Source organism: Microbispora sp. CL1-1 (assembly GCF_012034195.1).
Taxonomy (GTDB): domain Bacteria; phylum Actinomycetota; class Actinomycetes; order Streptosporangiales; family Streptosporangiaceae; genus Microbispora.
In genome coordinates, this window is the sequence record NZ_JAATEK010000005.1 from 51,616 (window position 1) to 73,687 (window position 22,072).

The following is a 22,072-nucleotide window of genomic DNA, read 5'->3' on the forward strand; positions in this document are numbered from 1 at the left end:
CGTCGCCGCGCGCGACCACCGGCTCAGGCGGGCCGTCGTCAGCCCGTGTTCTGCAGGCCGGCCGCGACGCCGTTCACGCTGAGCAGCAGCAGCGTGGACAGGCGCTCGCGCTCCTCCTCCGAAAGGTCGCCCGGCGCCCGCAGCGCCGACAGCGCCCGGAGCTGGAGGTGGCTGAGCGCGTCCACGTAGGGGTCGCGGAGCTGCACGGCCCGCGACAGCACGCGCCGGTTCTCCAGCAGGCGGGCGTGGCCGGTCACTTCGAGCACCAGCCGCCTCGTCAGGTCGTACTCCTCCAGGACCTGCTCGGCGAAGTCGCTGCGGCCGCCCAGGGCCAGATAGCGGGACGCGATCGAGCGGTCGGTCTTGGCCAGCGACATCTCCGCGTTGTCGAGCATCGAGGCGAACAGCGGCCACTCCTTGTAGGCCGAGCGCAGTTCGGCCATCCCGCCGTCGGTGACCACGGCGGCCAGGCCGCTGCCCAGGCCGTACCAGCCGGGGAGGTTGACCCGCGTCTGGGCCCAGGCGAACACCCACGGGATGGCCCGCAGGTCGTCGAGCGAGCGGGGCGCGCCGAGGCCGCGCCGCGCGGGACGGGAGCCGAGCCGCAGCGAGCCGATCTCCTCAAGCGGGCTGACCAGCGCGAACCATTCGGGGAAGCCCGGTGCCTCGGTCAGCGCCCGATAGGCGCGCTCGGAGGCGCCGGCCACGGTCTCGGCCATCCGGCGGAACTTCGCCGCCGCCGCGGCCGTGCTCGACTCCACCGCCGAGGTGGACGCGAGCAGCACGGCGTTGGTGACCTGCTCGATGTGCCGCTTGGCGATCGCCGAGTGGCCGTAGCGCGCGAAGATGACCTCGCCCTGCTCGGTGACCTTGAACCGGCCGGCGACCGATCCCGGGGCCTGGGCGAGCACCGCCCGGTTGGCCGGGCCGCCGCCCCGGCCGAGCGCGCCGCCCCGGCCGTGGAAGAGCGTGAGCCTGACGTCGTTGGCCGCGGCCCAGGCGGTCAGCGCCGCCTGCGCGTCGTAAAGGCGCAGCGTGGCCGCCGCCGGGCCGAGCTCCTTGGCCGAGTCGGAGTAGCCGAGCATGACCTCCATGCGCCGCCCGTTGTCGGCGAGCCGCCGGCGTACGGGCTCCAGCTTGACCATGCCCTCCAGCACGACGGTGGAGTTGTCGAGGTCCTCACCCGACTCGAACAGCGGGACCACGTCGAGCACCGGGGCGCGGTCGCCCAGGGCGTGCCTGGCCAGCTCGTAGACGGCCGCGATGTCGTCGGCGGAGCGGGTGAACGACACGACATAGCGGGAGCAGGCGGCCACGCCGAAGCGCTCCTGGATCCACCCGATCACCCGGATCGTGGCCAGGACCTCCTCGGTGCGCTCCGACAGCGTGCCGGAGGCGATCTCCTTGAGCGCCGCCGCGTGCACCGCCGAGTGCTGGCGCACCTCCAGCTCGGCCAGGTGGAAGCCGAACGTCTCGACCTGCCAGATCAGGTGCTGCAGCTCGCCGTACGCCTGCCGTACCGCGCCGGCCCCGCGCAGGGAGTCCTGCGCGAGCCGCAGGTCGGCCAGCAGCTCGGCGGGCGCGCGGTAGGCGAGGTCGAGGTCGCGGCGGCGGGTCGCGGCGATCCTGGCCGCCACGAACATCAGCCACTGGCGGTGCGGCTCGCGCGGCGACCGGGTGGCCATCTCCGACACCAGGTCGGGGTGATCGTCCTCGGCCTGCGCGAGCGCGGACCGCAGCTCGGCGGACGGCGGCGTGTAGGCGCTGGCGAGGGTGAGCGACCTGCCGATCCGGGTGGTGGCGTTCTCCAGCGCGATCAGCACGTGCTCGGCCTGGATCTGGATGGCCTCCCTGGTCACCTTGGCGGTGACGTTGGGGTTGCCGTCGCGGTCGCCGCCGATCCAGCTTCCATAGCGGATGTACGCCTTGGCCAGCGGCTCCCGCGTCCCCGTGCCGGGGCCGAGCGCCGCGTCGAGCGAGCGGTAGATCTGCGGCACCGTGCGGAACAGCGTCTCGTCGAACGCCGCCATCGCCGTACGAACCTCGTCGAGCGGGTCGAGCCTGGTGTGGCGGAGCTGGGCGGTCCTCCACAGGATGTCGATCTCCTCGAGCAGCCGCCGGTGGGCCTCCTCCCGCTCGGCGGCGCCGCGTCCGGGGGCGTTGTAGGCGTCGAGCTGGGCGCTGATCCGCTGGATGGCGGTGACGATCGCCCGCCGCCGCGCCTCCGTGGGGTGGGCGGTCAGCACGGGCCGGAACTCCAGCCCGTCGATCAGGTCCTGGAGCCGGTCGTCCCCGCGCAGCCGCTGCACGGCCTCCGCGAGGGACTCGCGCAGCGGCACGTCGTCCCTGTCGCGCTGCCGCAGGATGCGGATGCGGTAGTGCTCCTCGGCGAGGTTGGCGAGATGGAAGTAGCAGGTGAAGGCGCGGGCGATCTGCACGGCGCGGTCTACCGGCCATTCGGCCACCAGTGCCGCGACCTCGTCCGCCGTCGTCTCCCGGCGGCGGGCCGCGATCACGGCCTTCCTGAGCCGTTCCACGTCGGCGAGAAGCTCGGGACCGCCGTGTTCGGCGATCACCTGTCCCAGTAATCCACCCAATAGGCGCACGTCAGCGCGGAGTTCGTCCGGCATCTCCGCTACGGCGTTGTGACGTTCGGCAGGAGCGATGGCGGCCATGCTTCGAAGGCTAGCGAATCGCGCTCGGCAGCCCGAGGGCGGTCTCACCAATTGGACTAGACCACTCAAAACGCACCCCCGCGCGGAAGCAGGACAACGCCTCCGCGCGGAGACGCGGCAAGAGAGCACGGTCAGGTGGGGCGGGAGACGGCGGCGAGGAGCTCGGGGAGGCGGGCGAAGCCGACACCGGCGGCGATCCGGCGTCCCGCCCACGCGGCCGCCACGCCGTACGGCACGGCGAACACGGCCCACCAGGTCAGGCCCAACAGGACCGGCAGCACGACCGGCAGCGTGAGCACGCCGGTGACGACCATCGTGGCGAAGGAGGCCGCGAACGCCTGCCCGCCCTGCCCGGGAGCGGCGCCGCTGAAGGCGTTCAGGCGGTCGGGGTAGGTGTAGGGCGCGGTCACACTGGTGATCGCGCCGACGCCCATGGTGACGCCGAGCACGCCCCAGGCGACAGGAACGGCGGCGAGAGCCCAGGCGGCGTCGCCTCCTCCCACCACGCCGGCGAACAATGACACCGCGAGCAGCAGCGGCACCCCGATGACCGCCATGGCCAGGTGCCGCCCGGCCAGGTCGGTACGCAGGTCGCGCGGGGTGGAGAACGCCACGGCGTTCATCCACAGCGACCTGCCGTCGATGCCGAAGGAGTTGCCCGCCTGCAACCCGATCATGACGGCCGCCAGGCAGGCGGGCCCGATCACCGAACCAAGGCCGGCCTCGCCGTCCCCACCGCGCAGGGAGAGCGTGACGATCACGGTGACGCACAGCGCCATGATCCAGTTCACCCGGCCCCGGGGCTCCCGCGCGGCGTACTTCAGTTCCTTCAGGACGACCGCGCCGAGCATGCCGCCGGGCAGGAACCGGCCGATCGAGATCCGGCCCGACCTCCGGACGGAGCCGCCGCCCTGGCTGGAGGCGTCGGGCCGCACCAGCGCGTGCCGCAGCGCGGCGACCCACAGCCATCCCAGCACGACGACCGACATCGCGACGACGATCAGCTCGGCGACGCCGATGAGGCCCCCGTCGGCGATCGCGTGCGCGGCCAGCCCCGGCGGCGTCCAGCGCAGGGCGTCGCCCACCGACGCCAGCATCCGCGTGGGGTCGCCGGACAGGCCGCGGTTGACCAGCAGGTTCGGCACCTGGACGAGCAGCACCACGAAGATGGCGGCGACCGCCAGCAGATCGCGTCCCCTGCGGGTGCGCAGCAGGCCGGACAGCCCGGTGGTCACCAGGCGCGACGTGGTGAGGCAGAAGGCGAACACGAGGATCACCGCGGGCACCCCGAGCAGCACCCCGCCAGGACCGTGGGCGAGCGCGACCACGCCGCCGGACAGCGCGATCAGCGAGGCGATCGGCCACGGCCCGGTCGCCGACGCTGCCAGCATGCCGGTCGCGAGCTGCCGGGTGGTCAGCGGAAACAGGGCCAGCCGGGCCGGGTCGAGCGTCTCGTCCAGGCCGAACGCCGTCAGCGGCACGATGACCCACCCGATGGCGAAGATCGCGAACGCCGTCGCCACGAGGTCGAGGGCGATGTCGGACGGCGCGGACCGGATGAGGGACACCAGGGCGAAACCGGCGACGGCCGCGACAAGCGCGACGACCATGGAGAAGGCGAAGCCGGCCTGCCTGCCGGCGTCGCCGCGCAGGCCCCCGCGCACCAGGCTGAGCTTGAGCCGGACGAACAGCCAGGTCATGCCGGCGAGCCCAGCCACGACAGGCCCTCCTCCCCGTTGCCGCGCACGCCGACGAGATCGAGGAAGGCCTCGTTGAGCGTGCGGCCCTGCCGTACGTCGTCGAGCGGGCCCTGCGCGACGACGAACCCGCGGTTCATCACCGACACCCAGTCGCACAGCCGCTCGACCAGATCCATCACGTGGCTGGAGAAGACGACGGTGGAGCCCGAGGCGACATATCTGCGCAGCACCTCGGTCAGCGTGTTGGCGGAGACGGGATCGACGCCCTCGAACGGCTCGTCGAGGAACAGCACGCCCGGGTTGTGCAGCAGCGCCGCCGCGAGGCCGATCTTCTTGCGCATGCCGGTGGAGTAGTCGACCACCAGCTTGTCCTGTGCCTCGACCAGGTCCATGACCCTGAGCAGCTCGTCGGCGCGCTTTCCGACCTCGTCGATGGGGATGCCGCGCAACTGGCCGCAGTACATCAGCAGTTCGCGGCCGGACAGCCGTTCGAACAGCCGCAGGCCCTCGGGCAGCACGCCGATGCGCGCCTTGACGCCGACCGGGTCGGCCCACACGTCGTGGCCGTCGATCTCGATCCGCCCGCCATCGGGGCGCAGCAGCCCCGTGACCATGCTCAGCGTGGTCGTCTTGCCCGCGCCGTTGGGGCCGACCAGCCCGGCGAAGCTGCCCCTCGGGACGACCAGATCGACACCGCCGACCGCCACCTGCTGCCCGAAGCGCTTGAACAATCCCTGCGTCCTTACGGCATCCGTCATGGAGCCCCCAGTCGTATAAAGCCGTCGTAAAGACGAACGAACGGCGCACGGGGCGCGTTCCTGCGGGGCATCCGTAGATCCCATTGCGCGCGACCCGGAGCGACCGCGCGATGCCGCTCTGGTTAACCTGTCGGGCATGGATTCGACGCGACCCGGAGCGGCGTTCGGGACCCGAGGGCCGCTGAGCACACGAGGAACGGTGAGCGGGCGATGAGCGCCGAACGCGTCCCCGAGATCGACATCCACACCACCGCCGGCAAGATCGCCGATCTGGAACGGCGCCGGAGCGAGGCGGCCCACGCGGGCTCCCAGCGGGCGGTGGAGAAACAGCACGCCAAGGGCAAGATGACGGCCCGCGAGCGGCTGGCGGCCTTCCTCGACGAGGGCTCCTTCGTGGAGTTCGACGAGCTGGCCAGGCACCGGGCCACCGCGTTCGGCCTCGACCGCGAGCGCCCGTACGGCGACGGGGTCGTGACCGGCTACGGCACGGTGGACGGCCGGCCGGTCGCGGTGTTCGCGCAGGACTTCACCGTGTTCGGCGGGTCGCTCGGCGAGGTCTTCGGCGAGAAGATCGTCAAGGTCATGGACCACGCGCTCAAGACCGGCTGCCCGGTGATCGGCATCAACGACTCGGGCGGGGCGCGCATCCAGGAGGGCGTGGTCTCCCTCGGCCTGTACGCCGAGATCTTCAAGCGCAACGTGCACGCCTCCGGCGTGGTCCCGCAGATCTCGCTGATCATGGGCCCGTGCGCGGGCGGCGCCGTGTATTCCCCCGCACTGACCGACTTCGTCCTGATGGTGCAGGAGAAGTCGCACATGTTCATCACCGGGCCCGACGTCATCAAGACCGTCACCGGCGAGGAGGTGACGTTCGAGGAGCTGGGCGGCGCGCACACGCACAACTCCCGCTCCGGCGTCGCCCACTACGAGGCGTCCGACGAGCAGGACTGCCTCGACTTCGCCAAAGCGCTGCTGTCCTATCTGCCGTCCAACAACATGGACGACCCGCCCGCCTTCGACGTCGAGGCGGACCTGGAGACGACCGACGAGGACCGCGAGCTCGACACGCTGGTCCCCGACTCGGCCAACCAGCCGTACGACATGCACACGGTCATCGAGCACGTCCTCGACGACGGCGAGTTCCTGGAGATCCACGCGGGCTTCGCGCCGAACATCATCGTCGGCTTCGGCCGGGTCGAGGGGCGGTCGGTGGGCGTCGTCGCCAACCAGCCGATGAGCTTCGCCGGCACGCTCGACATCGCCGCCTCCGAGAAGGCCGCCCGGTTCGTGCGCACCTGCGACGCCTTCAACATCCCGGTGCTGACCTTCGTCGACGTGCCGGGCTTCCTCCCCGGCACCGATCAGGAGTGGAACGGCATCATCCGGCGCGGCGCCAAGCTCCTCTACGCCTACGCCGAGGCGACCGTCCCGCTGGTCACCGTCATCACCCGCAAGGCGTACGGCGGGGCGTACGACGTCATGGGGTCCAAGCACCTCGGCGCGGACATCAACCTGGCCTGGCCCACCGCCCAGATCGCCGTCATGGGAGCCCAGGGCGCGGTCAACATCCTTTATCGGCGCGAGCTGGCCGCGGCCGACGACCCGGACGCCGCGCGGGCCCGTTTCATCAGCGAATATGAGGACACGCTGGCGAATCCGTATCTCGCGGCCGAGCGCGGCTATGTGGACGCGGTCATCCGGCCTTCGGACACCCGGGCCCAGGTCGTCCGCGCGCTGCGCGCCCTCCGCAACAAGCGGGCCTCGCTGCCCCCGAAGAAGCACGGGAACATTCCGCTGTGAGCAGCCGCGAGCCCTACCTCAGCATCGTCAAGGGGGACGCCACCCCCGAGGAGATCGCGGCGCTCGTCGCCGCGCTGGCGGCACAGTCGGCGGCGCGGGCGGCGGACGCCGCCCGGTCGGCGGCACCGCGAACGAGCCTGCGAAACTGGAGGAATCCGGCACATCACCTGCGGGTGGGACTCCCGCGCGGGCCGGGAGCCTGGCGCCGGGCCTTCTTCCCCGGCGGGTGAGACGTCGTCCGGCGCGATCGGCGACGACTACGGACCGATTACATCGCCGGAACAGGGTGTCAACTGGCTCAAGAGTTGGGACTATCTAGAAAGCGGGGGAATATAGTCAGCCGATCAACTAGTGACGAGTCCAGGAGGACACCATGGCCATCCCGGACTTCAGCGCACACGGCATTGCCGCAAAGTATGCCGTTCTCGTGGACGTCGGTTACCTTTACGCGGCCGCCGGTGAAGTTCTCTTAGGCGCCAAGGAGCGTAAGGAGTACCGCGTCGCCGCGGACGAGCTGATCCAGGCGCTCCAGAAGCATGCGCTCGAACGCATCCCGGGTGAGCTGCTGCGTGTCTACTGGTACGACGCCGCCCGTGATCGTGTGCCCACGGTGGACCAGCGTGTGATCGCCCAGCTTCCCTGGGTCAAGGTCAGATTGGGCAACCTGAACGCCCGTGGCCAGCAGAAAGGGGTGGACGCCCAGATCCGCAGCGATCTCGAGGCGCTCGCCCGCCACCATGCCGTGAGCGACACCGTGCTGATCGCCGGGGACGAGGACATGGTGCCCGCCGTGGAGGCCGCGCAGGCGTACGGCGTGCGCATCCACTTGTGGGGGGTCGAGCCGCCGTTCGGGACGAACCAGGCCGAGCGGCTCGTGTGGGAGTCGGACACTGTCGAGATATTGAGCGCCGATTTCCTGCGTCCGTTCTTCACCCGCGCGCCGGTGCCGGTGCCCGTGCCGCCCACGCCGTCTCCCGCCCAGGTCTTCGCGGGCCGTACGGTCAAGCCGATGCCGCCGAAGACGCCCGTCGGCCAGGTCGCCAAGCTGGGCCCGGGCCGGCCCCGTGTGGAGGAGGTCGGCGAACATGTGGCGCAGAAATGGATACTGACCCGCGGGCGGGACAACATCCGTGATCTGCTGCCGGGACCGCTGCTGCCCACGGTGATCGACACCGAGCTGCTCATCGAGGCCGAGAAGGAACTCGGCCACTCCCTGCGGCCCTATCCGGAGGCGCGCGTATGGCTGCGCGACGGTTTCTGGGCCCGGGTCTACCGTGAGTTCGACCTCGGGGTCGGCATCTCCAGCAAGTGACGCCGGGCGTACCGGCCTGGCGTCCGAGCTCGCGCGGGAGCACTCCCGGCACAGGATGATCTCCCGTGCCCGGTCTCGCGCGAGTGCCCCCTCCGCGCGGCCGCATTGTTAGCACGGTCACGTCCGATTTCCGCCAGCCCGCATCGGTGGCCAGCGCATAACGTCTTCTACGTGACCACACGACAGCTCGACTTCGACGCGTGCTACCTCGCCGTCTCCGCGCGGGACTCCCGCTTCGACGGGCGTTTCTACACGGCTGTCACCACCACCGGCATCTACTGCCGCCCGATCTGCCCCGCCCGCACCCCCGCCCGGGGAAACGTCCGCTTCTATCGCCACGCCGCCGCGGCCGAGGCCGCCGGTTTCCGGCCCTGCCGCCGCTGCCGTCCGGAGCTCAGCCCCGGCGACCCCGGCTGGGACGTCCGCGCCGACCTCGTCGGACGCGCGCTGCGGCTGATCGACGACGGGGTGGCCGACGAGACCGGCGTCGCCGGGCTGGCCCGCCGCCTGCACGTGACCGAACGGCACCTGCACCGCCTGTTCGCCGCCGAACTCGGCACCGGGCCGCTCGCCGTCGCCCGCACCCGGCGGCTGCTGCTCGCCAAGCAACTGCTCACCGAGACCACCCTGCCGATGGCCGACGTCGCGTTCGCCGCCGGGTTCGGCAGCGTCCGCCAGTTCAACGCGGCCATGAAGGAGTCGTACGGCTTCGCGCCGGGTGAGCTGCGCAAGACCAACGGGCCGATGCACGAGAAGGGGAGCCCGGTCGCCCTCACGACCGGGCTGACCCTTCGGCTCGGCCACCGGGAGCCCTACGACGCGCAGTCGGTGCTGCGGTTCCTGGCCGCCCGCGCGATTCCCTCGGTGGAGGCGGTCTGCCGGTCGGGCGACGACGTCACGGCCTACACGCGGGCCGTGCCGGGCGGCTCGATCACGCTGCGGCCCGCCGCAGGTCATGTACGGCTCACCGTGCGGACCACCGAGACGCACCGGCTCTCCCGGCTGGTGGCCCGCTGCCGCCGCCTGCTCGACCTCGACGCCGACCCCGGCGCGGTGCGGGAGATCCTCGGCGGGACGTCGCTCGGGCCGCTGGTGGCGGCCCGTCCCGGGCTGCGCGTTCCGGGAGCGTACGACGGGTTCGAGGCGGCGGTGCGGGCGGTCGTCGGGCAGCAGATCTCGGTGGCCGGTGCCCGCACCCTGCTGGGCCGCATCGCCGCCCGGGCCGGGCTGCCCGCCGTCCCGGCGACGGGGGACGCCGCCGCGGACGGGACCGACGTGCTCGCCGTCGCGGCCGGGTCAGGGGCACGGGAACTCGAGGCCGCCACGGTGAAAGTGCGCGGCGTGGAAGCCGCCGCCGTGGGCGCGCACGAAACGGAGCCGCTCGCGGCGGGCCAGGTGCCATTGCTCTTCCCCACGGCCGACCGGCTCGCCGCCGCCGACCTGGACGGCCTTGGGCTCACCACCCGCAGGGTCGCCACGATCAGGGCGCTCGCCGAGGCGGTGGCCTCCGGCGCGATCGACCTCGACGGCGCGGACGACCCGGCCGACACCGTCGCCAGGCTGCTGGAGATCCCCGGCATCGGCCCGTGGACGGCCTCGTACATCGCACTGCGCGCGCTGCGCGACCCGGACGCGTGGCCCGAGGGCGACCTGGTGCTGCGCAAGACGATGGAACGGCTCGGCATCGCCGCGGACGAGGCCGAGCGATGGCGGCCTTGGCGCGCGTACGCCGCGCTCCACCTGTGGAGCCATGCCTCCACCGCCTGAAGGCCATGCCTCCGCCGCCTGAAACGCGGCCGGACGCCTGGCCCTGCCCCGGTTTCGCACAAGCTCCTCCCCCGCCCGAAGGCGGGTGTCACCTCGGAGGTTTCCGATGATCCTCACTCAGACCGTGCCCACGCCGGTGGGCCCACTCGCTCTGCTCGCCCGCGACGGCGTGCTCGTCGCGGCCGGTTTCACCGCCGAACCCCAGGAGATGTTCGCCCGGCTCTCGCCGTCCCTGCGGGCGCTGCCGCTGCGGGAGGGCGATCTCGGCGACGCGGCCGAGGCCGTACGGGAATACCTCGCCGGGCGGATCGACGCGCTCGACCGCATCCCCGTCGAGCAGCCCGGCACCCCCACGAGGCAGCGCCTTTACGAGGCGCTGCGTGCCGTGCCCGCCGGGACCACCGTGTCGTACGCGCAGCTCGCGGAGAAGGCGGGGCTGCCCAGGACGGCCGCGAGGGCCGCGGGGTCGGCCTGCGCGCAGAACCTGATCGCGCCGTTCGTGCCGTGCCACCGCGTGCTGCCCTCGACCGGCGGTTATGGCAGTTACTACTACGGCACCCCGGTCAAGGAGTGGCTCGTCGCCCACGAGTCCCGCGCCTGAGCTGTGCTTATCTGACCTGTGCTTATCTGACCTGGCCTGATCCGACCTGGCCTGATCCGACCTGGCCTGATCCGACCTGGGCTGATCCGACCCAACCTTGGGCGCGCGCGACGGGCGAGAGCGGCGACGCCGGCTTCCGCCTCGCCCCGTCGGCGAGGGCGGTGCGGCTGTTCGCCGACCGGGCCGATCCGAGGGGGCGAGCCGGGCCGATCCGGGGGGCGAGCCGGGCCGATCCGGGGGGCGAGCCGGACCGATCCGGGGGGCGAGCCGGACCGGGAAGCGAGCCGATTCGGGGGGCCAGGCCGGGGCGGGCCGGACCGGGAGACGGGCCGGACCGGGCCGGGCGGGGTCACTCCTTGACGATGCTTTGGACCTCGCCGACGGGCACGTCCCTGGTCGCCGAGACCTCGATCGGGTCGTACGCGAACGGGACAGCCTGGCCGCCCTGGTTGCCGTTGCCCTGCACGTTCCAGACGCTCGTCACGGTGAGCGTGTAGACCTTGTTCGGCAGGTCGACGGAGGAATGCCGGTAAATCACGCCGCACTCGGGTTCCTTCGTCCCGTCCTCGTCGGCGCCCTTCTCGTACGGCCTGCCGGTCGCGCCGCATCCTGCGGTGAACACCTCGGCGCGCTTGTCGTCCTTGGTGCCGGGGTCGATTTCGAGGCGAGCCGGCGTCGCCGTGACGGTGGCGGACATGACCCCCGGCAGCGTGGCGGTGACGGACCGGGGCTCGGCCTCGGCTCCCTCCAGCCACACCCAGGTGCCCAGGTTGACGTAGCTCTTGGCGTCCGGGCTCAGCTTGATCTTCGGCTCCGGCACGGTCAGCGCGGCCCGGGCGATCTGCATGAGCTGCTCCAGCGTGATGCCCCCGGCGGGGACGGTGCCCTCGGGCACCCAGACGTACGTCTCACGCTGGGCGGCGCACGCCTGGCCCGCCGGGTCTCCGGCGTTGTAGGCGATGCCCCACCACTGCCCCTTCTCGCCGATCTTGTCGCCGAACTCGTCCATGTCCACGTCGTAGTCGAGCCCCGCGTCCACCGCCTGCTTCTTCTGCTGCGCCTGGAGGGTGCGCATGTCGTCGGCCGACGCGTTCGGCTCATACCAGCAGGGCTGGGGCATGCGATAGCCGTCGCTCTTGCCGCCGAGCCCGTTGCCGGACAACCCGATCCTGGAGTTGGTCAGCCTGACGCCGGCCGTGTTGCCCTTCTGGAACGCCTCGCCATGCGGCCCGTCGTCCGGGCCCGCGGCGGCGGGCTGCGCACACATGGCGATCAGGGCCCCCGCCAGCAGGGGCGCCGCGGCAATGGCCCTCATCTGACGCACTCCTTCGCACGCTCGTCCGGATAGGCCGCGTGACGGTAGAGCCGGATCAGCCAGGCGCCGTCGTCGCCCTGCCCCAGACCGGCGGTCTGCAGGAAGACCGCCCGCGGACGTTTCAGCCAGGCGGGCTGACGGTCCAGCGGGGTGCCCTCCTGGTCGGTCAACCGCACGCCGGTCAGGTCCACGCAGCCGTCGGCCTCCGCCCCGCGTCCCATCACCGCGGGCACCCGCAGGGCGTAGAGCTTGGCCACACCCCGGGCCGACTGCCCGTCCTTGAGGAACCCCTGCACCCAGGTGAGGGCGTCCATGTAGGCGGACGACTTGGGGTCGATCCCCTTCGCGTACGAGCGGTCCCGGCCGGAGGTGCCGACGGCCCGCCACTGGGCCGTGAAGTCGTCGGCGAACGCCTTGATCACCGCCGACCGCTTGGGGTCGGGCTCGTCCGGCCATTCGATCTCGATCGTCAGTCCCGGCGCCACCGTGATCGTCTCGGTGCCCGGCTGCGAGGCCGGCGTCTCCGACGCGGCCACCGCGGCCGGCTCCATGCCGCCGCCCGGGGTGAAGCCACGGTCGGCGTCCGGAGCGGCGCACGCCGAGAGCAGCAGCGCGCAGGCCGCCGCGCAAGCCGCCAGTGGCAGCGTGCGGGCCGAGGCGAGCGGCGCCGCCGTCGCCGGGGCGAGTGCTGGACGCGTCACCGGGATCCTCCGCAGTCTGCGATCCCCCGCCGCTGTGTCCCCGTCGCTGTCAACCTTGGAACGGCCGCCGGGGACGAGCCAGCGCTATGCGTGGATCGGCATGATTCGGAGGAGGGAATCCCTGGCATTGGGGCTCCGATCAGGCGAGACGTGAGGTTCTGAGATCCGCCGGGCTTCCGGGGCCCGGTTTTCCGAGGGCCGGTTTTCCGAGGGCCGGTTTTCCGAGGGCCGGGTTACCGAGGGCAGGGTTACCGAGGGCAGGACTCCTGCGGGCGGGGTTGCGAAGGTCCGGGGAGACCGTGCGGCGCCAGTCGGGCAGCAACTCGTCGATGAGCGCCTCCGTCTCCGGCGCCATCCCACCGCCGTACGGATGGGAGGTCGCGCGGCGCAGCAGGCCGTCGACGACCGCCCGCAGCCGGACCGGTTCCCCGGTGGCGTGCGCCGCCCGGAGCAGATCGCGCCACAGCCCCTCGTCGTCGGCGGCGAGCAGCAGCCCGGCCCGGGCCGCCGCCACCGCGCCGTGCGGGTCGTGGCGGGCCAGGCGGATCTCGCACAGCGCGTGGGCGGCGTCCGCCACCCAGGCCGTGACGTCGTACTCCAGGGGGTCGGCCGCCAGCCAGGCGTACCGGTCGGGCGGCCTGCCGTTCAGCAGCGGGCCGCGCACCAGCGCCAGCGCGCGCTCCAGCAGGTCGGCCTCCATGCCCCCGGCTGTGCCACCGGATGCGCCACCGGATTCGGCATTGGTGGGGTCGGCGGCGTCGGCCCATTCGCCGGCCTGCCGTACGAGGTCCTGGAACAGCCGCCAGTCCGTACGGACCTCCGGCCCGAGCCGCAGGCGCCCGGACCGGTCGAGGAACAGGTGGGGGCGTCCCTCGGAGTCGCGCCCGAGCCACTCGGCGACCCTGGCGATCGTGGCGTCGCGCACCGCGAGCTGCACGCCGCGCGGCCACAGCACGCCGGTCAGCACGGCCGGGTGCACGCCGTCCGGATGGGTGGCCAGATAGACGACGAGCTCGTGGGCGAGCGCCGCCCTGCCCTCTTCGAGCGGGTTCACCGGGCTGATCTCGATCGGGCCGAGGATGCGCACCTCGATGGAGGGTGGCTCCTCGCTCAGCCGCTCCATGACCGGGGTGAGCGGCTCGCCCTCCTGCTGCCGGGCCGTACGGAACAGGCCGATCACGGCGTCGTAGTGCCGGCGCGGCAGCAGGTGGGCCTCGATGTCCAGACCCAGGGCGTCCACGCGGGCCCGGCCGTCGTCGGTGACCTCCCACGTCCAGGTGGCGTGCGGCAGCTCGCCCGCGATCACGAAGCCGCTCGCCGTACGCCTGCCCTTGCCGAGCAGTGCCAGGCGGCGCGCCTCGTCCTCGTCGGGGCGGATGGCCGACAGGAGATAGTGCGGGGTGTAGGCAGGGTCGTCCACGCGGCTGTGGACCCGGCCGGTCAGCACGTCGCCGTCATGGCGGGCCCGCTCCTCGAACTCCGGCAGCACCTCGGCCAGGCTGCCCGCCGTCCTGATCCGGTCGGGCGCGAGCAGGGTCAGCTCCTCCCCGAAGCCGACGAGCGTGATGCGCATCCGGTCGGACCACCGGTTGGTGGCCAGCTCGACGGCGAGCGCCGACAGCGCGGCGACGGTGTGCGCCCCGGTGATCGCGATCACGCCGTGGGCGGCCTCCAGGTCGACCAGGACCCGGCCGCCCTGCCCGGTGCCGAGCGAGACCAGCCCGGGGTACGGCGCGGGCACCCCGGCGAGGACGTGCTCGTCGATGCGCCGTCCCTCGTGGGCCGGAAGTCGCCACACCTGCCCGTCGTCGCAGGTCTCCCACGGCTCCGGCGCGTCCTGTTCGGCCGGGTGGATCCACAGGTCGAGGCCCCGGTTGGAAAGGTGGACGGCGTAAATCGTCGGCGGGCGCCGGTCGGCGTCGGCCAGCAGGCGGCCGAGCAGGCGCAGGCCGATGTCGAGCATGCGGCTGCCGGGGGCGTCGGCGCCGAGGCGGATGGCGACCTCGGCCTCGGCGGCGTCTCCGCGCGGCCGGGTGATGCGGCGTCCGAAGGCCCGGTGCCACAGTTGCTCCCGCCGCCTGCGGCCGAGCAGCGCCAGCAGCCCGGCCGCCGCCAAGGACGAGGCCGCCAGGTAGTCGGCGAGGACCGGCCCGCCCTGCGGCTCCTCCTCCGCGGGCGCGACCGCCGGTTTGACGGTCGTGGTGATAATCGGACGCGGGGTGGGCGTCGGGCGGGCGGTGGCGGGCGTGTCCTTCGCGTCGCCGGTGCGGCCCTTGGGCTCGGACGGCTTGTCCTGCGGCATCGCGGGCGGCGGCAGCACGATGCCCGGCTTGCTCGGCTCGGGCGTCGCCCTGCCCCCGACGTGGCCGGTGTCGCCCTGGTCGCCGGCGTTGTCGGGCCGGGTGGTGTCCCGCTCGCCTTCCGTCGCACCTGCGGTGTCGGACCCGGTGTGGGACCCGGTGTGGGACCCGGTGTGGGACCCGGTGTGGGACCCGGTGTGGGACCCGGTGGTGGGGCGCGGGTGAGGCGTCGTGTGCCGGTCTTCTGTCGCGCGCCGGTCCACCGTCGTACGCGGGTCGGCGTGGACGTCGCCGCCGGTCGCGCCTCCCTTGGCATAGCGGGTGTCGCCGTCGAGCTCGGCGGGCGCCTGGCGGTGCTCCTTCAGGATCTCCGGCCGGTCGTCGTCCACCGGCACGATGTGGACGTTCCTGGCGTCGTCCGGCATGTCGAGCACCCAGCCGGGACGGATGAGGTCGGCCATGTGCAGCCGGCTGCCGTCGGGCTGCTCCTTGTGCTGGTTGAGCCGGTAGATCTCCGGATAGCGGCGCCCGTCTCCCAGGCACTTCTCCGCGATCTCCCACAGGCTCTCGTGGTGGCGCCCGTGCGGCGGCTGGACCACGTAGACCTTCTTGACCTCCCTGGCGTGCAGGGCCGGTCGCTCCGCCTCGGCCTGCGGCACCGGCGCCGACAGCGCCGCGACGTCGGGCCGGATCGCGGCGGGGGCGCCCGCGCGGGCGATGGGCACCGCCACGGCGGTCGCGGTGAACAGCAGCAGCACGGCGGAGACCAGGCGGTTCGCGAGCGCCTGGGTGCCGCCCGACAGCGGCACCCGGGCCGGCATGCCGACCCGCCGCAACGCCGCGTAGACCTCGACGACGACGCACAGGAACAGTTGCAGCCAGGCCAGCCACACCAGGAGGATCAGGATCGCGGTGATCGTCTCGGGGCCGACCTGGCTCGTGAACAGGTCCGCGTTCAGCAGGTCGCCGGTGATCGGCGGACCGGCCAGCCGGAGCAGCGCGTACGGCACGCCGCCCACCAGGCCCACCAGCGCGAGCAGCGCCCCGAGCCCGGCGAGGACGTCCCCGGCCGTGCGCCGGGTCCGCAGTTGTACGGGCCGTCGCCGGTCGTCGTGCCAGTGCTCGGGCGCCTGCTGCGGCCCCAGCACCGACGGCATGCCATCCGGGCGTGGCCGCGGACCCCGGCCGGGCGCGCCGCCTGCGGCCTCGGGATCGGCCCACAGGCTCCCGCCGAGCGTGCCGCCGCCTGCGGCCTCGCGGTCGGCTCGCGGACCCCGGTCGGGCACGCCTCCTCGGGCGGCCTCGCGATCGGCCCGTGCGTCCCGGCCGGATGTGCCCGCCGTAACGCCGCGCGGGAACCCCCGCCCTCGCCGGGCCTCCCGGTCGAACTCCTCCCACCGGCCGCCTGGCGGCCGTGTCCCGGTCACGCCTCCCCCGCATCGGGAGCGGCCGTGGCCTCGGCCTCCATGTCGGAGCCGGCGAAGCCCAGCGCGGACAGGAAGAAGGCGTCCCAGTGGACCGACACCGTCACCGTGACGTCCGCCTGGCCGCCGCCCACGGTGCACTCGGTCATGCGTACGCCGTCGGCTCCCTGGTCCGCCGTGATCTTCTCGGCCTCGCCGCACACCGCGCCCTCATCGGCGAGCAGCCGCACCTCGCCGGTGGCCCGCAGGGTCTCGACGTCGATCTGGTCGGCGGCGGCGCGGGCGGCCTGCTCGGCGATGTCGGCGGCCTTGAGGCGGGCGTTCATGGCGGCCCCGCCGTCCACCAGCAAACCGGCCAGCAGGAACACCACCCCCGAGAAGAGGACCACGAACACCGACATGGAGCCCCGCTCCCGCCCGCATCCGACCGGGAACGGTGCCCGTCTGAGAGCGCGCGGACGCGGCGGGGTCATTCCACCCTCCGATACCGTTCGAGCGGCACGACCGAGGTGCCCGACATCTGCTTCGCCGCGCCGAACCCGAGGAAGTCGAGGTTCAGTTCGCAGGTCACGGTCACCCGGACGGTGCCGTCCATCGTCCAATCGCTGCCGGACATGTCCACCTGAGGCGAGCAGTCTCCGGAGAGCGCGGCCTCGGCGGCCTCCTTCGCGGCCGACTCGGCCTCCGCCTCGGTGCGCTGTACGGAGGCGGCCCGGGCGGCGTCCCGCGCGGCCCCGTTGACCTCGCCCTGGGCCTCCACGATCCGGCCCGCGCCGACGAGGAACAGCAGGAAGAGCAGGAACAGCGGGGCCAGCATCACCGTCTCGGCCGTCATCGATCCACGCTCCGGCCGGGTCATTCGCAGCCCTCCGAGCCGTCGTCGGGACGGAAGCACTCAATGGGCCCGCCGAACCGTGACGTGATCGTGAAGGTCATCTCGGGCAGCAGCGGCACCACCTGGACGGCGCTGCCGGTCACCTCGACGCCGCGCTGGTCGCCCTGTTCCCACGCCTGCGCCTGGGCGTTCTTCAGCAACTGCGGCCCGATCGCCTGCACGATCTGCCGCGCCTTGCCCTCGGCCGCCTCCTGCCAGCCGTCGGAGCCGCCCGCACGGGCGATCCGCGCGCCCTCCCGCGCGGCGGCGTCGGCGACCTGGCGGCCGTGGAACCAGAGCGTGACCTGAACGATCAGCAGCACGACGGCGAGCACGATCGGCATGAGCATGGCGAGCTCGATCACCGTCGCGCCCCGCTCGCGGCTCCGCATTCGCCGAGCCCACCGGCCGCGCGCGACCGGCCCGCTCGGCTCGCGGTGCCCGGGCCGTCCGCCCCGGTGGCGGCGCTCGGCCTGCTCGCCACCTTCGTGGCGTGCGGTGGCCGGGGCGCGGGGGCCGGTCACGCCCTGCACGATCACTCCCCGTTACCCCCGCCGCCTCCGCTGAAGCTGTTCTGGATGTCCGACTGCTTCTGCTCGACCAGTTGCTTGATCAGCGTGGCGAGGCCGAGCGCGACTCCGGCGATGATGGCGGTGATGATCACCCATTCGACCGCGGAGGCGCCCCTGGACGGGGCGTTCCTGGCGCGGTCCAGCCGCACATGGAGCACGGCGATCAAATAGTGGAACCAGAGCATCAGGCCCCCAACATCTTCATGGCTGCGGGAAAACTGAGAAAGATCACGAAGCCCGCACACAGCAGGAGCTGGGCGACGAGCATCGACTGGGACCGCTCACCCGCCTTGCCCTCGACCTCCGCGAGTTCGCGGCGGCGGAGGGTGGCGGCACGGGCCGTGAGGGAGGCGCGGACCTTGGCGCCGTCGTCGGCCACGAGCCCGAGCGCGGCCGACAGGTCCCGCAGCTCGTCCACGTTGATCTCGTCGCCGAGCTGGCCGAGGGCCTGCCAGGGGGTGATGCCGACGATCCGGGCGTTGGCCAGCGCCTCGCGGATGCGTTCCATCGCCCAGTTGGAGCCGGGGGCGGGACCGGCGCCGTTCGTGGCAGCGCCCGACGCGCCGTTCACCGCACCGCTCGCGGAAGAACCGTTCGCGGTGCTGCTCACAGAACCGCTCGCAGTGCCGCTCAGCGTGCCGTTCAGCGCCCCGGGGGTGGTGACGGGGCTGCCCACGGCGACCGCCATCATCAGCGCCTCGGGCACGCCCCTGCCGCCCGCGAGGTTCATCGACACGAGGTCGAGGAAGGCGCCCACGGCGTGCCGGAAGTCCCGGCGGCGTACGGCGGCGTCCCGCCGGATCTGCGCGTCCGGCAGCAGGAAGAAGATCACGCAGACGACGAGGGCAGACCAGAGCGGCACCTGCACCGAGACGCCCCATCCCATCAGCGCGAGCCAGCCGACGAGGATCGGGAACGCCAGCAGGCCCGAGACCCCGAGCAGCAGCTTGGTCGCGAGGAAACCCTCGAACGACTTGCCGAGCAGCGCGAGATCGGCCTTGGTCGAGCGTGCCTCCCATCCTCGCGCCGCGTAGAACCGGGCCAGCCGCACGCCGAGCATGCGGCGAAACTCGCTGACGTCCTCCTCGGGTGCGATCAGCGGCGCCCGCGGCACGCCCTTGCCGTCGCGGGCCTGGTCGAGCGCGGCGAGCCGGGCGGTCAGGCCGGGCCGGGGCGGGAAGAGTGCCCGCACCAGCAGGAAGAGCCCGAGGCCGAGCACGGCTCCGCAGAGCACCGTCGTGATCACCTGGTCACCTCCGCCGCAGGCGGCTGCGCCTGCGCGGCCACCGCGGACCGCGGGCGGTGGTAGGGGGCGAGGATCCTGGCCGGCTTGTCGAAGCGGGCGAGCCGCCGCATCCAGGCGAACCCCGCGCCGAACAGGCCCGCCACCACGACCAGTACGGCCTGGCCGAGCACGGAGTCGTACTCCTCGACGTACGAGCGGTTGAAGACGACGAGCATGGCGGCGAAGGCGAGCGCGGTGCCGACCACGATCTGCACGCTCTTGCGGGTGGACCTGCGCTCGGCCTCCACGCGCCGGCGCATGTCGAGCTCCTCGCGGGCCGAGACCGCCAGGGCCGAGAGCACGTCGCGCAGGCCCGGCCCGCGCAGCCGCGAGTTGAGGATCAGCGCCGCCACGACGAGATCGGCCGAGGGGTCGTCGAGCTCGTCGGCGAACATCCGCAGCGCGTCGGCGAGCGGCATCCGGGTGTGGAGACGGTCGACCAGGGCCCGCAGGTGGGGCTGCAGCATGGGGGCCGCGGCCCTGATCGAGGAGGGGATGGCCTGTTCGAGGCCGGCCGCGCCCGCGATCGTGTCGCGCAGCGACTCCGTCCACGCCGCCAGGCCCTCCAGGCGTCGCATGGCGGCCCGCTCCTCGGCCGCGCCGCCGGTGAAGCCGCGCCAGGCGAGGACCAGCAGCACGGCGCCCGCCGCGATGACCGGCCAGCCGGTCACCACGAGCACCACGACACCCGTCACCACCGCGATCGCCGACCTCGTGGACAGCGTGCGCAGCAGGCGCATCCGCTCGGCCCGGCCGTCCGGGGTGGCGGGGCGGGGGCGCAGGCCGTACACGGCCAGGGCGAGCAGGAAGAGCCCGCCGCCCGCCGCGGCCCCGGCGAGCAGCACCAGGGGGTCGAGGACGCCGGCCGGCAGCAGGCCGTTCATCGCCACGCTCCCCGCGCCGGGTCGTATCCGTGGGCGGCCAGCTCGTCGGCGCAGGAGATCGGGGCGTGCGGCACCAGGTAGTCGCCGGCCATGGCGAACACCTCAGAGGACAGCACGCGCCCGTCGCAGCCGGTGACCTCCCGCACGCTGGACACGTAGCGCCGCAGGGTGCCGCCGCGGTGATAGTCGTTGCGCTTCTCGATGAAGACGACGAAGTCGATGGCCCCGGCGATGAGCATGTGGGTGGCCTCGATCGGCAGCCGCTCCTCGGCCTGCAGCGCGTAGGTCGCGATGCGGTTGAACACCTCCATGCTGGAGTTGGCGTGGATCGTCGACAGCGATCCGTCGTTGCCCTGGGTCATCGCGTTGAGCATCGTGACGATCTCGTCGCCCAGCACCTCGCCGACGATCACCCGCGAGGGGTTCATACGCAGCGACCGCCGCACCAGCTCGGCCATCGTGATCTCGCCCTGCCCCTCGGCGTTGGGCAGGCGGTGCTCGAATGCCACCGCGTTGGGATGCAGCTCGGGGAACTGGTCGAGCCCGAGCTCCAGCGCCCGCTCCACCGTGATCAGCCGCTCGTGCGGCGGGATCTCGTTGGCCAGCGCCCGCAGCAGCGTGGTCTTCCCGGCGTTCGTGGACCCCGCGATCATGATGTTCTTCCGCGCGGCCACGGCGGCGGTGAGGAAGCGGCCCAGCTCGGGGGTGAGCGTGCCGTTCCCGACGAGGTCGCTGAGGAACACCTTGCCGAGCCGGGCTCGGCGGATCGACAGCGCGGGCCGTACGGTGACGTCCATGACGGCCGACAGCCGGGAGCCGTCCGGCAGGCGCAGGTCGAGCTGCGGGTTGGCGGTGTCGAACGGCCGCGACGACAGGCCCGAGTAGGCGGCCAGGATCTGGATCAGCTCGATGAGCTCCTCGTCGGAGTCCGCGACGGGGTCGTGCATGATCTCCTGGCCGTCGGCGTAGCCGACGAAGACCCGGTCGCAGCCGTTGATGTCGATGTTCTCGACGTCGGGGTCGTCGAGCAGCGGCTGGAGGCGGCCGACGCCGAACAGCGCGGCGTGGATGCCGGCCGCCAGCGCCTCCTCCTCCTCGGCCGTGGGCGGGGTGCGCCCCACGCCGATCTCGTTGCGCGCGTGCTCCTCCAGCACCTGCGCGATCAGCGCCCGGGCGAACTGCCGCTCGTCCTCCCCCGACATCGGCGGCACGCCGCTCGCCTGGTCGAGCCGCCGCTGGTGCGCCAGCCGGTCGCCGACCTCCTGCCGGAAGCGCTTGACCAGGCTGTGGTCGACCGGCCGCCGCTGGGAGTTCACGACCGCACCTCCGGCCGCCGCTTCGCCCGCCCCGCGGCCGGCGGCGCCGCCGTCTCGCCGCCCTCGGCGAGCTGCGCGGCCAGGCGCGTGGCCAGCTCCCTGGCCGTACGGATGAGGAGGCTGCGGTCGAGCCGCCCGCCCCACTGGCCGCGCAGGAGTTCGGCGCCCTTCGGGTCGTACGCGAGCCCGCCGACGAAGGCGACGTCCCAGCCGGAGACGATGCGCCGGATCTCCTCAAGCGACGACCGGTATGACCGGGGGTCGGCGATGACCACGATCCCGACCTTCCGCCCGATCAGCGACAGCCGTTCGCGCAGGTGGGCGACGTGGTCGAGGCTGGCCCTGGTGAACAGCACCACCTGGTCGGCCTCGGCCACCAGGTCGCCGATCTGGGGGTGCAACCCGAGCCTGCCGCAGTCGGCGAGCACGTCGGCCTGCGGCAGGGCGGCGAACGCCCGGCCGAGCGGGCCCCACAGCCAGGTGAGGCCGGCCGCCTGCTCGCCGTTGGTCAGGCCGGCCAGCACGTCGAGGCCGCCGACGAGCCGCTGCGTGTGCTCGTAGATCAGCTCGGCGTGGAGCCCGCGCCGCGCGACCGCGCCGAGGCTGAGCAGGCCGCGCCCGGGGTTCAGCACGCTCCCGTCTTCGCCGGGCAGGCGGTAGGCGAGATCGCCGCCGGAGGGGTCGCACTCGGCCAGCAGCACCGCCCGGGGCCACACGGCGCCGAGGGCGGTCGCCGCGGTGGTCACGCCGGGCGCCCCCTTGTCGGCGGCGAGCACGATCAGCGCCAC

At 73.0% G+C, this 22,072-nt stretch carries 19 protein-coding genes; 5 read left to right on the plus strand and 14 right to left on the minus strand.

Translation table 11 applies throughout. The features are described from left to right. Nucleotides 1–38: 38 nt before the first annotated feature. The 3 genes from HCK04_RS07990 to HCK04_RS08000 all read right to left on the minus strand — a co-directional run bounded on the left by HCK04_RS07990 (nt 39) and on the right by HCK04_RS08000 (nt 5,133). Complete coding sequence (locus tag HCK04_RS07990) at nt 39–2,675, minus strand: phosphoenolpyruvate carboxylase (RefSeq protein ID WP_142646441.1); 2,637 nt, start codon at nt 2,673–2,675, stop codon at nt 39–41. A gap of 131 nt (nt 2,676–2,806) precedes the next feature. After that, a complete protein-coding gene (locus tag HCK04_RS07995) occupies nt 2,807–4,393 on the minus strand; it encodes a hypothetical protein (protein ID WP_168065732.1) in 1,587 nt (528 codons plus the stop codon). After that, nucleotides 4,372–5,133 carry an ABC transporter ATP-binding protein gene (locus HCK04_RS08000; protein WP_142646443.1) on the minus strand — a complete coding sequence of 254 codons (762 nt, stop codon included), beginning with the start codon at nt 5,131–5,133 and terminating at the stop codon, nt 4,372–4,374. The genes HCK04_RS07995 and HCK04_RS08000 overlap by 22 nt, the downstream gene beginning before the upstream one ends. Before the next feature lie 210 nt (nt 5,134–5,343). On the opposite strand from HCK04_RS08000, the gene HCK04_RS08005 reads away from it, so the two are divergent. From HCK04_RS08005 to HCK04_RS08025, 5 genes are all read left to right on the plus strand, one after another. Next, complete coding sequence (locus HCK04_RS08005) at nt 5,344–6,933, plus strand: acyl-CoA carboxylase subunit beta (RefSeq protein WP_142646445.1); 1,590 nt, start codon at nt 5,344–5,346, stop codon at nt 6,931–6,933. Then, nucleotides 6,930–7,163: an acyl-CoA carboxylase epsilon subunit gene (locus HCK04_RS08010; protein ID WP_142646447.1), complete on the plus strand. Its 234-nt coding sequence runs from the start codon at nt 6,930–6,932 to the stop codon at nt 7,161–7,163. The genes HCK04_RS08005 and HCK04_RS08010 overlap by 4 nt, the downstream gene beginning before the upstream one ends. A 143-nt stretch (nt 7,164–7,306) precedes the next feature. Then, on the plus strand, nt 7,307–8,245 hold the full coding sequence (locus tag HCK04_RS08015; protein ID WP_142616576.1) for an NYN domain-containing protein: 939 nt from the start codon (nt 7,307–7,309) through the stop codon (nt 8,243–8,245). A gap of 171 nt (nt 8,246–8,416) precedes the next feature. Beyond that, the gene (locus HCK04_RS08020) at nt 8,417–10,012 is read left to right on the plus strand and encodes an Ada metal-binding domain-containing protein (RefSeq protein WP_142646449.1); all 1,596 of its coding nucleotides are present in this window, start codon (nt 8,417–8,419) and stop codon (nt 10,010–10,012) included. Between the two features lie 106 nt (nt 10,013–10,118). Continuing rightward, nucleotides 10,119–10,613 (plus strand): methylated-DNA--[protein]-cysteine S-methyltransferase, encoded by a 495-nt coding sequence (locus HCK04_RS08025; RefSeq protein WP_142646451.1) that lies wholly within the window; start codon nt 10,119–10,121, stop codon nt 10,611–10,613. A 349-nt stretch (nt 10,614–10,962) separates the two neighbouring features. Here HCK04_RS08025 and HCK04_RS08030 read toward each other — a convergent pair whose 3' ends face one another. From HCK04_RS08030 to HCK04_RS08085, 11 genes are all read right to left on the minus strand, one after another. Further along, nucleotides 10,963–11,928 (minus strand): hypothetical protein, encoded by a 966-nt coding sequence (locus HCK04_RS08030; RefSeq protein ID WP_142646453.1) that lies wholly within the window; start codon nt 11,926–11,928, stop codon nt 10,963–10,965. Continuing rightward, entirely contained in the window at nt 11,925–12,629 is a 705-nt protein-coding gene (locus tag HCK04_RS08035) for a hypothetical protein (RefSeq protein WP_142646454.1), read from the minus strand. Before HCK04_RS08035 ends, HCK04_RS08030 begins: the two co-directional genes overlap by 4 nt. A gap of 139 nt (nt 12,630–12,768) precedes the next feature. After that, the gene (locus HCK04_RS40955; protein WP_185948941.1) at nt 12,769–16,215 is read right to left on the minus strand and encodes a bacterial transcriptional activator domain-containing protein; all 3,447 of its coding nucleotides are present in this window, start codon (nt 16,213–16,215) and stop codon (nt 12,769–12,771) included. 137 nt (nt 16,216–16,352) lie between these two features. Then, nucleotides 16,353–16,754, minus strand: a complete 402-nt coding sequence (locus HCK04_RS08045) for a pilus assembly protein TadG-related protein (protein ID WP_142646456.1) — start codon at nt 16,752–16,754, stop codon at nt 16,353–16,355. Nucleotides 16,755–16,822: 68 nt separating this feature from the next. Continuing rightward, nucleotides 16,823–17,188: a TadE/TadG family type IV pilus assembly protein gene (locus tag HCK04_RS08050; RefSeq protein WP_167530251.1), complete on the minus strand. Its 366-nt coding sequence runs from the start codon at nt 17,186–17,188 to the stop codon at nt 16,823–16,825. A 20-nt stretch (nt 17,189–17,208) separates the two neighbouring features. Further along, nucleotides 17,209–17,751: a TadE family protein gene (locus HCK04_RS08055; RefSeq protein ID WP_260617164.1), complete on the minus strand. Its 543-nt coding sequence runs from the start codon at nt 17,749–17,751 to the stop codon at nt 17,209–17,211. Between the two features lie 11 nt (nt 17,752–17,762). Beyond that, nucleotides 17,763–17,984 (minus strand): hypothetical protein, encoded by a 222-nt coding sequence (locus HCK04_RS08060; protein WP_142646458.1) that lies wholly within the window; start codon nt 17,982–17,984, stop codon nt 17,763–17,765. Continuing rightward, complete coding sequence (locus HCK04_RS42095) at nt 17,984–19,045, minus strand: type II secretion system protein (protein ID WP_260617165.1); 1,062 nt, start codon at nt 19,043–19,045, stop codon at nt 17,984–17,986. The genes HCK04_RS08060 and HCK04_RS42095 overlap by 1 nt, the downstream gene beginning before the upstream one ends. Next, a complete protein-coding gene (locus HCK04_RS08075) occupies nt 19,042–19,968 on the minus strand; it encodes a type II secretion system F family protein (RefSeq protein ID WP_142646460.1) in 927 nt (308 codons plus the stop codon). Before HCK04_RS08075 ends, HCK04_RS42095 begins: the two co-directional genes overlap by 4 nt. Beyond that, on the minus strand, nt 19,965–21,284 hold the full coding sequence (locus tag HCK04_RS08080; RefSeq protein ID WP_142646462.1) for an ATPase, T2SS/T4P/T4SS family: 1,320 nt from the start codon (nt 21,282–21,284) through the stop codon (nt 19,965–19,967). The genes HCK04_RS08075 and HCK04_RS08080 overlap by 4 nt, the downstream gene beginning before the upstream one ends. After that, nucleotides 21,281–22,072 carry a hypothetical protein gene (locus tag HCK04_RS08085; protein ID WP_142646465.1) on the minus strand — a complete coding sequence of 264 codons (792 nt, stop codon included), beginning with the start codon at nt 22,070–22,072 and terminating at the stop codon, nt 21,281–21,283. Before HCK04_RS08085 ends, HCK04_RS08080 begins: the two co-directional genes overlap by 4 nt.

Bases quoted from the DNA above. Each gene is read 5' to 3' on its own strand.
- HCK04_RS08025 (WP_142646451.1), top strand. From the start codon at position 10,119: ATGATCCTCACTCAGACCGTGCCCACGCCGGTGGGCCCACTCGCTCTG.
- HCK04_RS08000 (WP_142646443.1), bottom strand. From the start codon at position 5,133: ATGACGGATGCCGTAAGGACGCAGGGATTGTTCAAGCGCTTCGGGCAG.
- HCK04_RS07990 (WP_142646441.1), bottom strand. From the start codon at position 2,675: ATGGCCGCCATCGCTCCTGCCGAACGTCACAACGCCGTAGCGGAGATG.
- HCK04_RS08005 (WP_142646445.1), top strand. From the start codon at position 5,344: ATGAGCGCCGAACGCGTCCCCGAGATCGACATCCACACCACCGCCGGC.
- HCK04_RS08045 (WP_142646456.1), bottom strand. From the start codon at position 16,754: ATGTCGGTGTTCGTGGTCCTCTTCTCGGGGGTGGTGTTCCTGCTGGCC.
- HCK04_RS08050 (WP_167530251.1), bottom strand. From the start codon at position 17,188: ATGACGGCCGAGACGGTGATGCTGGCCCCGCTGTTCCTGCTCTTCCTG.
- HCK04_RS08030 (WP_142646453.1), bottom strand. From the start codon at position 11,928: ATGAGGGCCATTGCCGCGGCGCCCCTGCTGGCGGGGGCCCTGATCGCC.
- HCK04_RS08075 (WP_142646460.1), bottom strand. From the start codon at position 19,968: ATGAACGGCCTGCTGCCGGCCGGCGTCCTCGACCCCCTGGTGCTGCTC.
- HCK04_RS08060 (WP_142646458.1), bottom strand. From the start codon at position 17,984: ATGCTCTGGTTCCACTATTTGATCGCCGTGCTCCATGTGCGGCTGGAC.
- HCK04_RS08015 (WP_142616576.1), top strand. From the start codon at position 7,307: ATGGCCATCCCGGACTTCAGCGCACACGGCATTGCCGCAAAGTATGCC.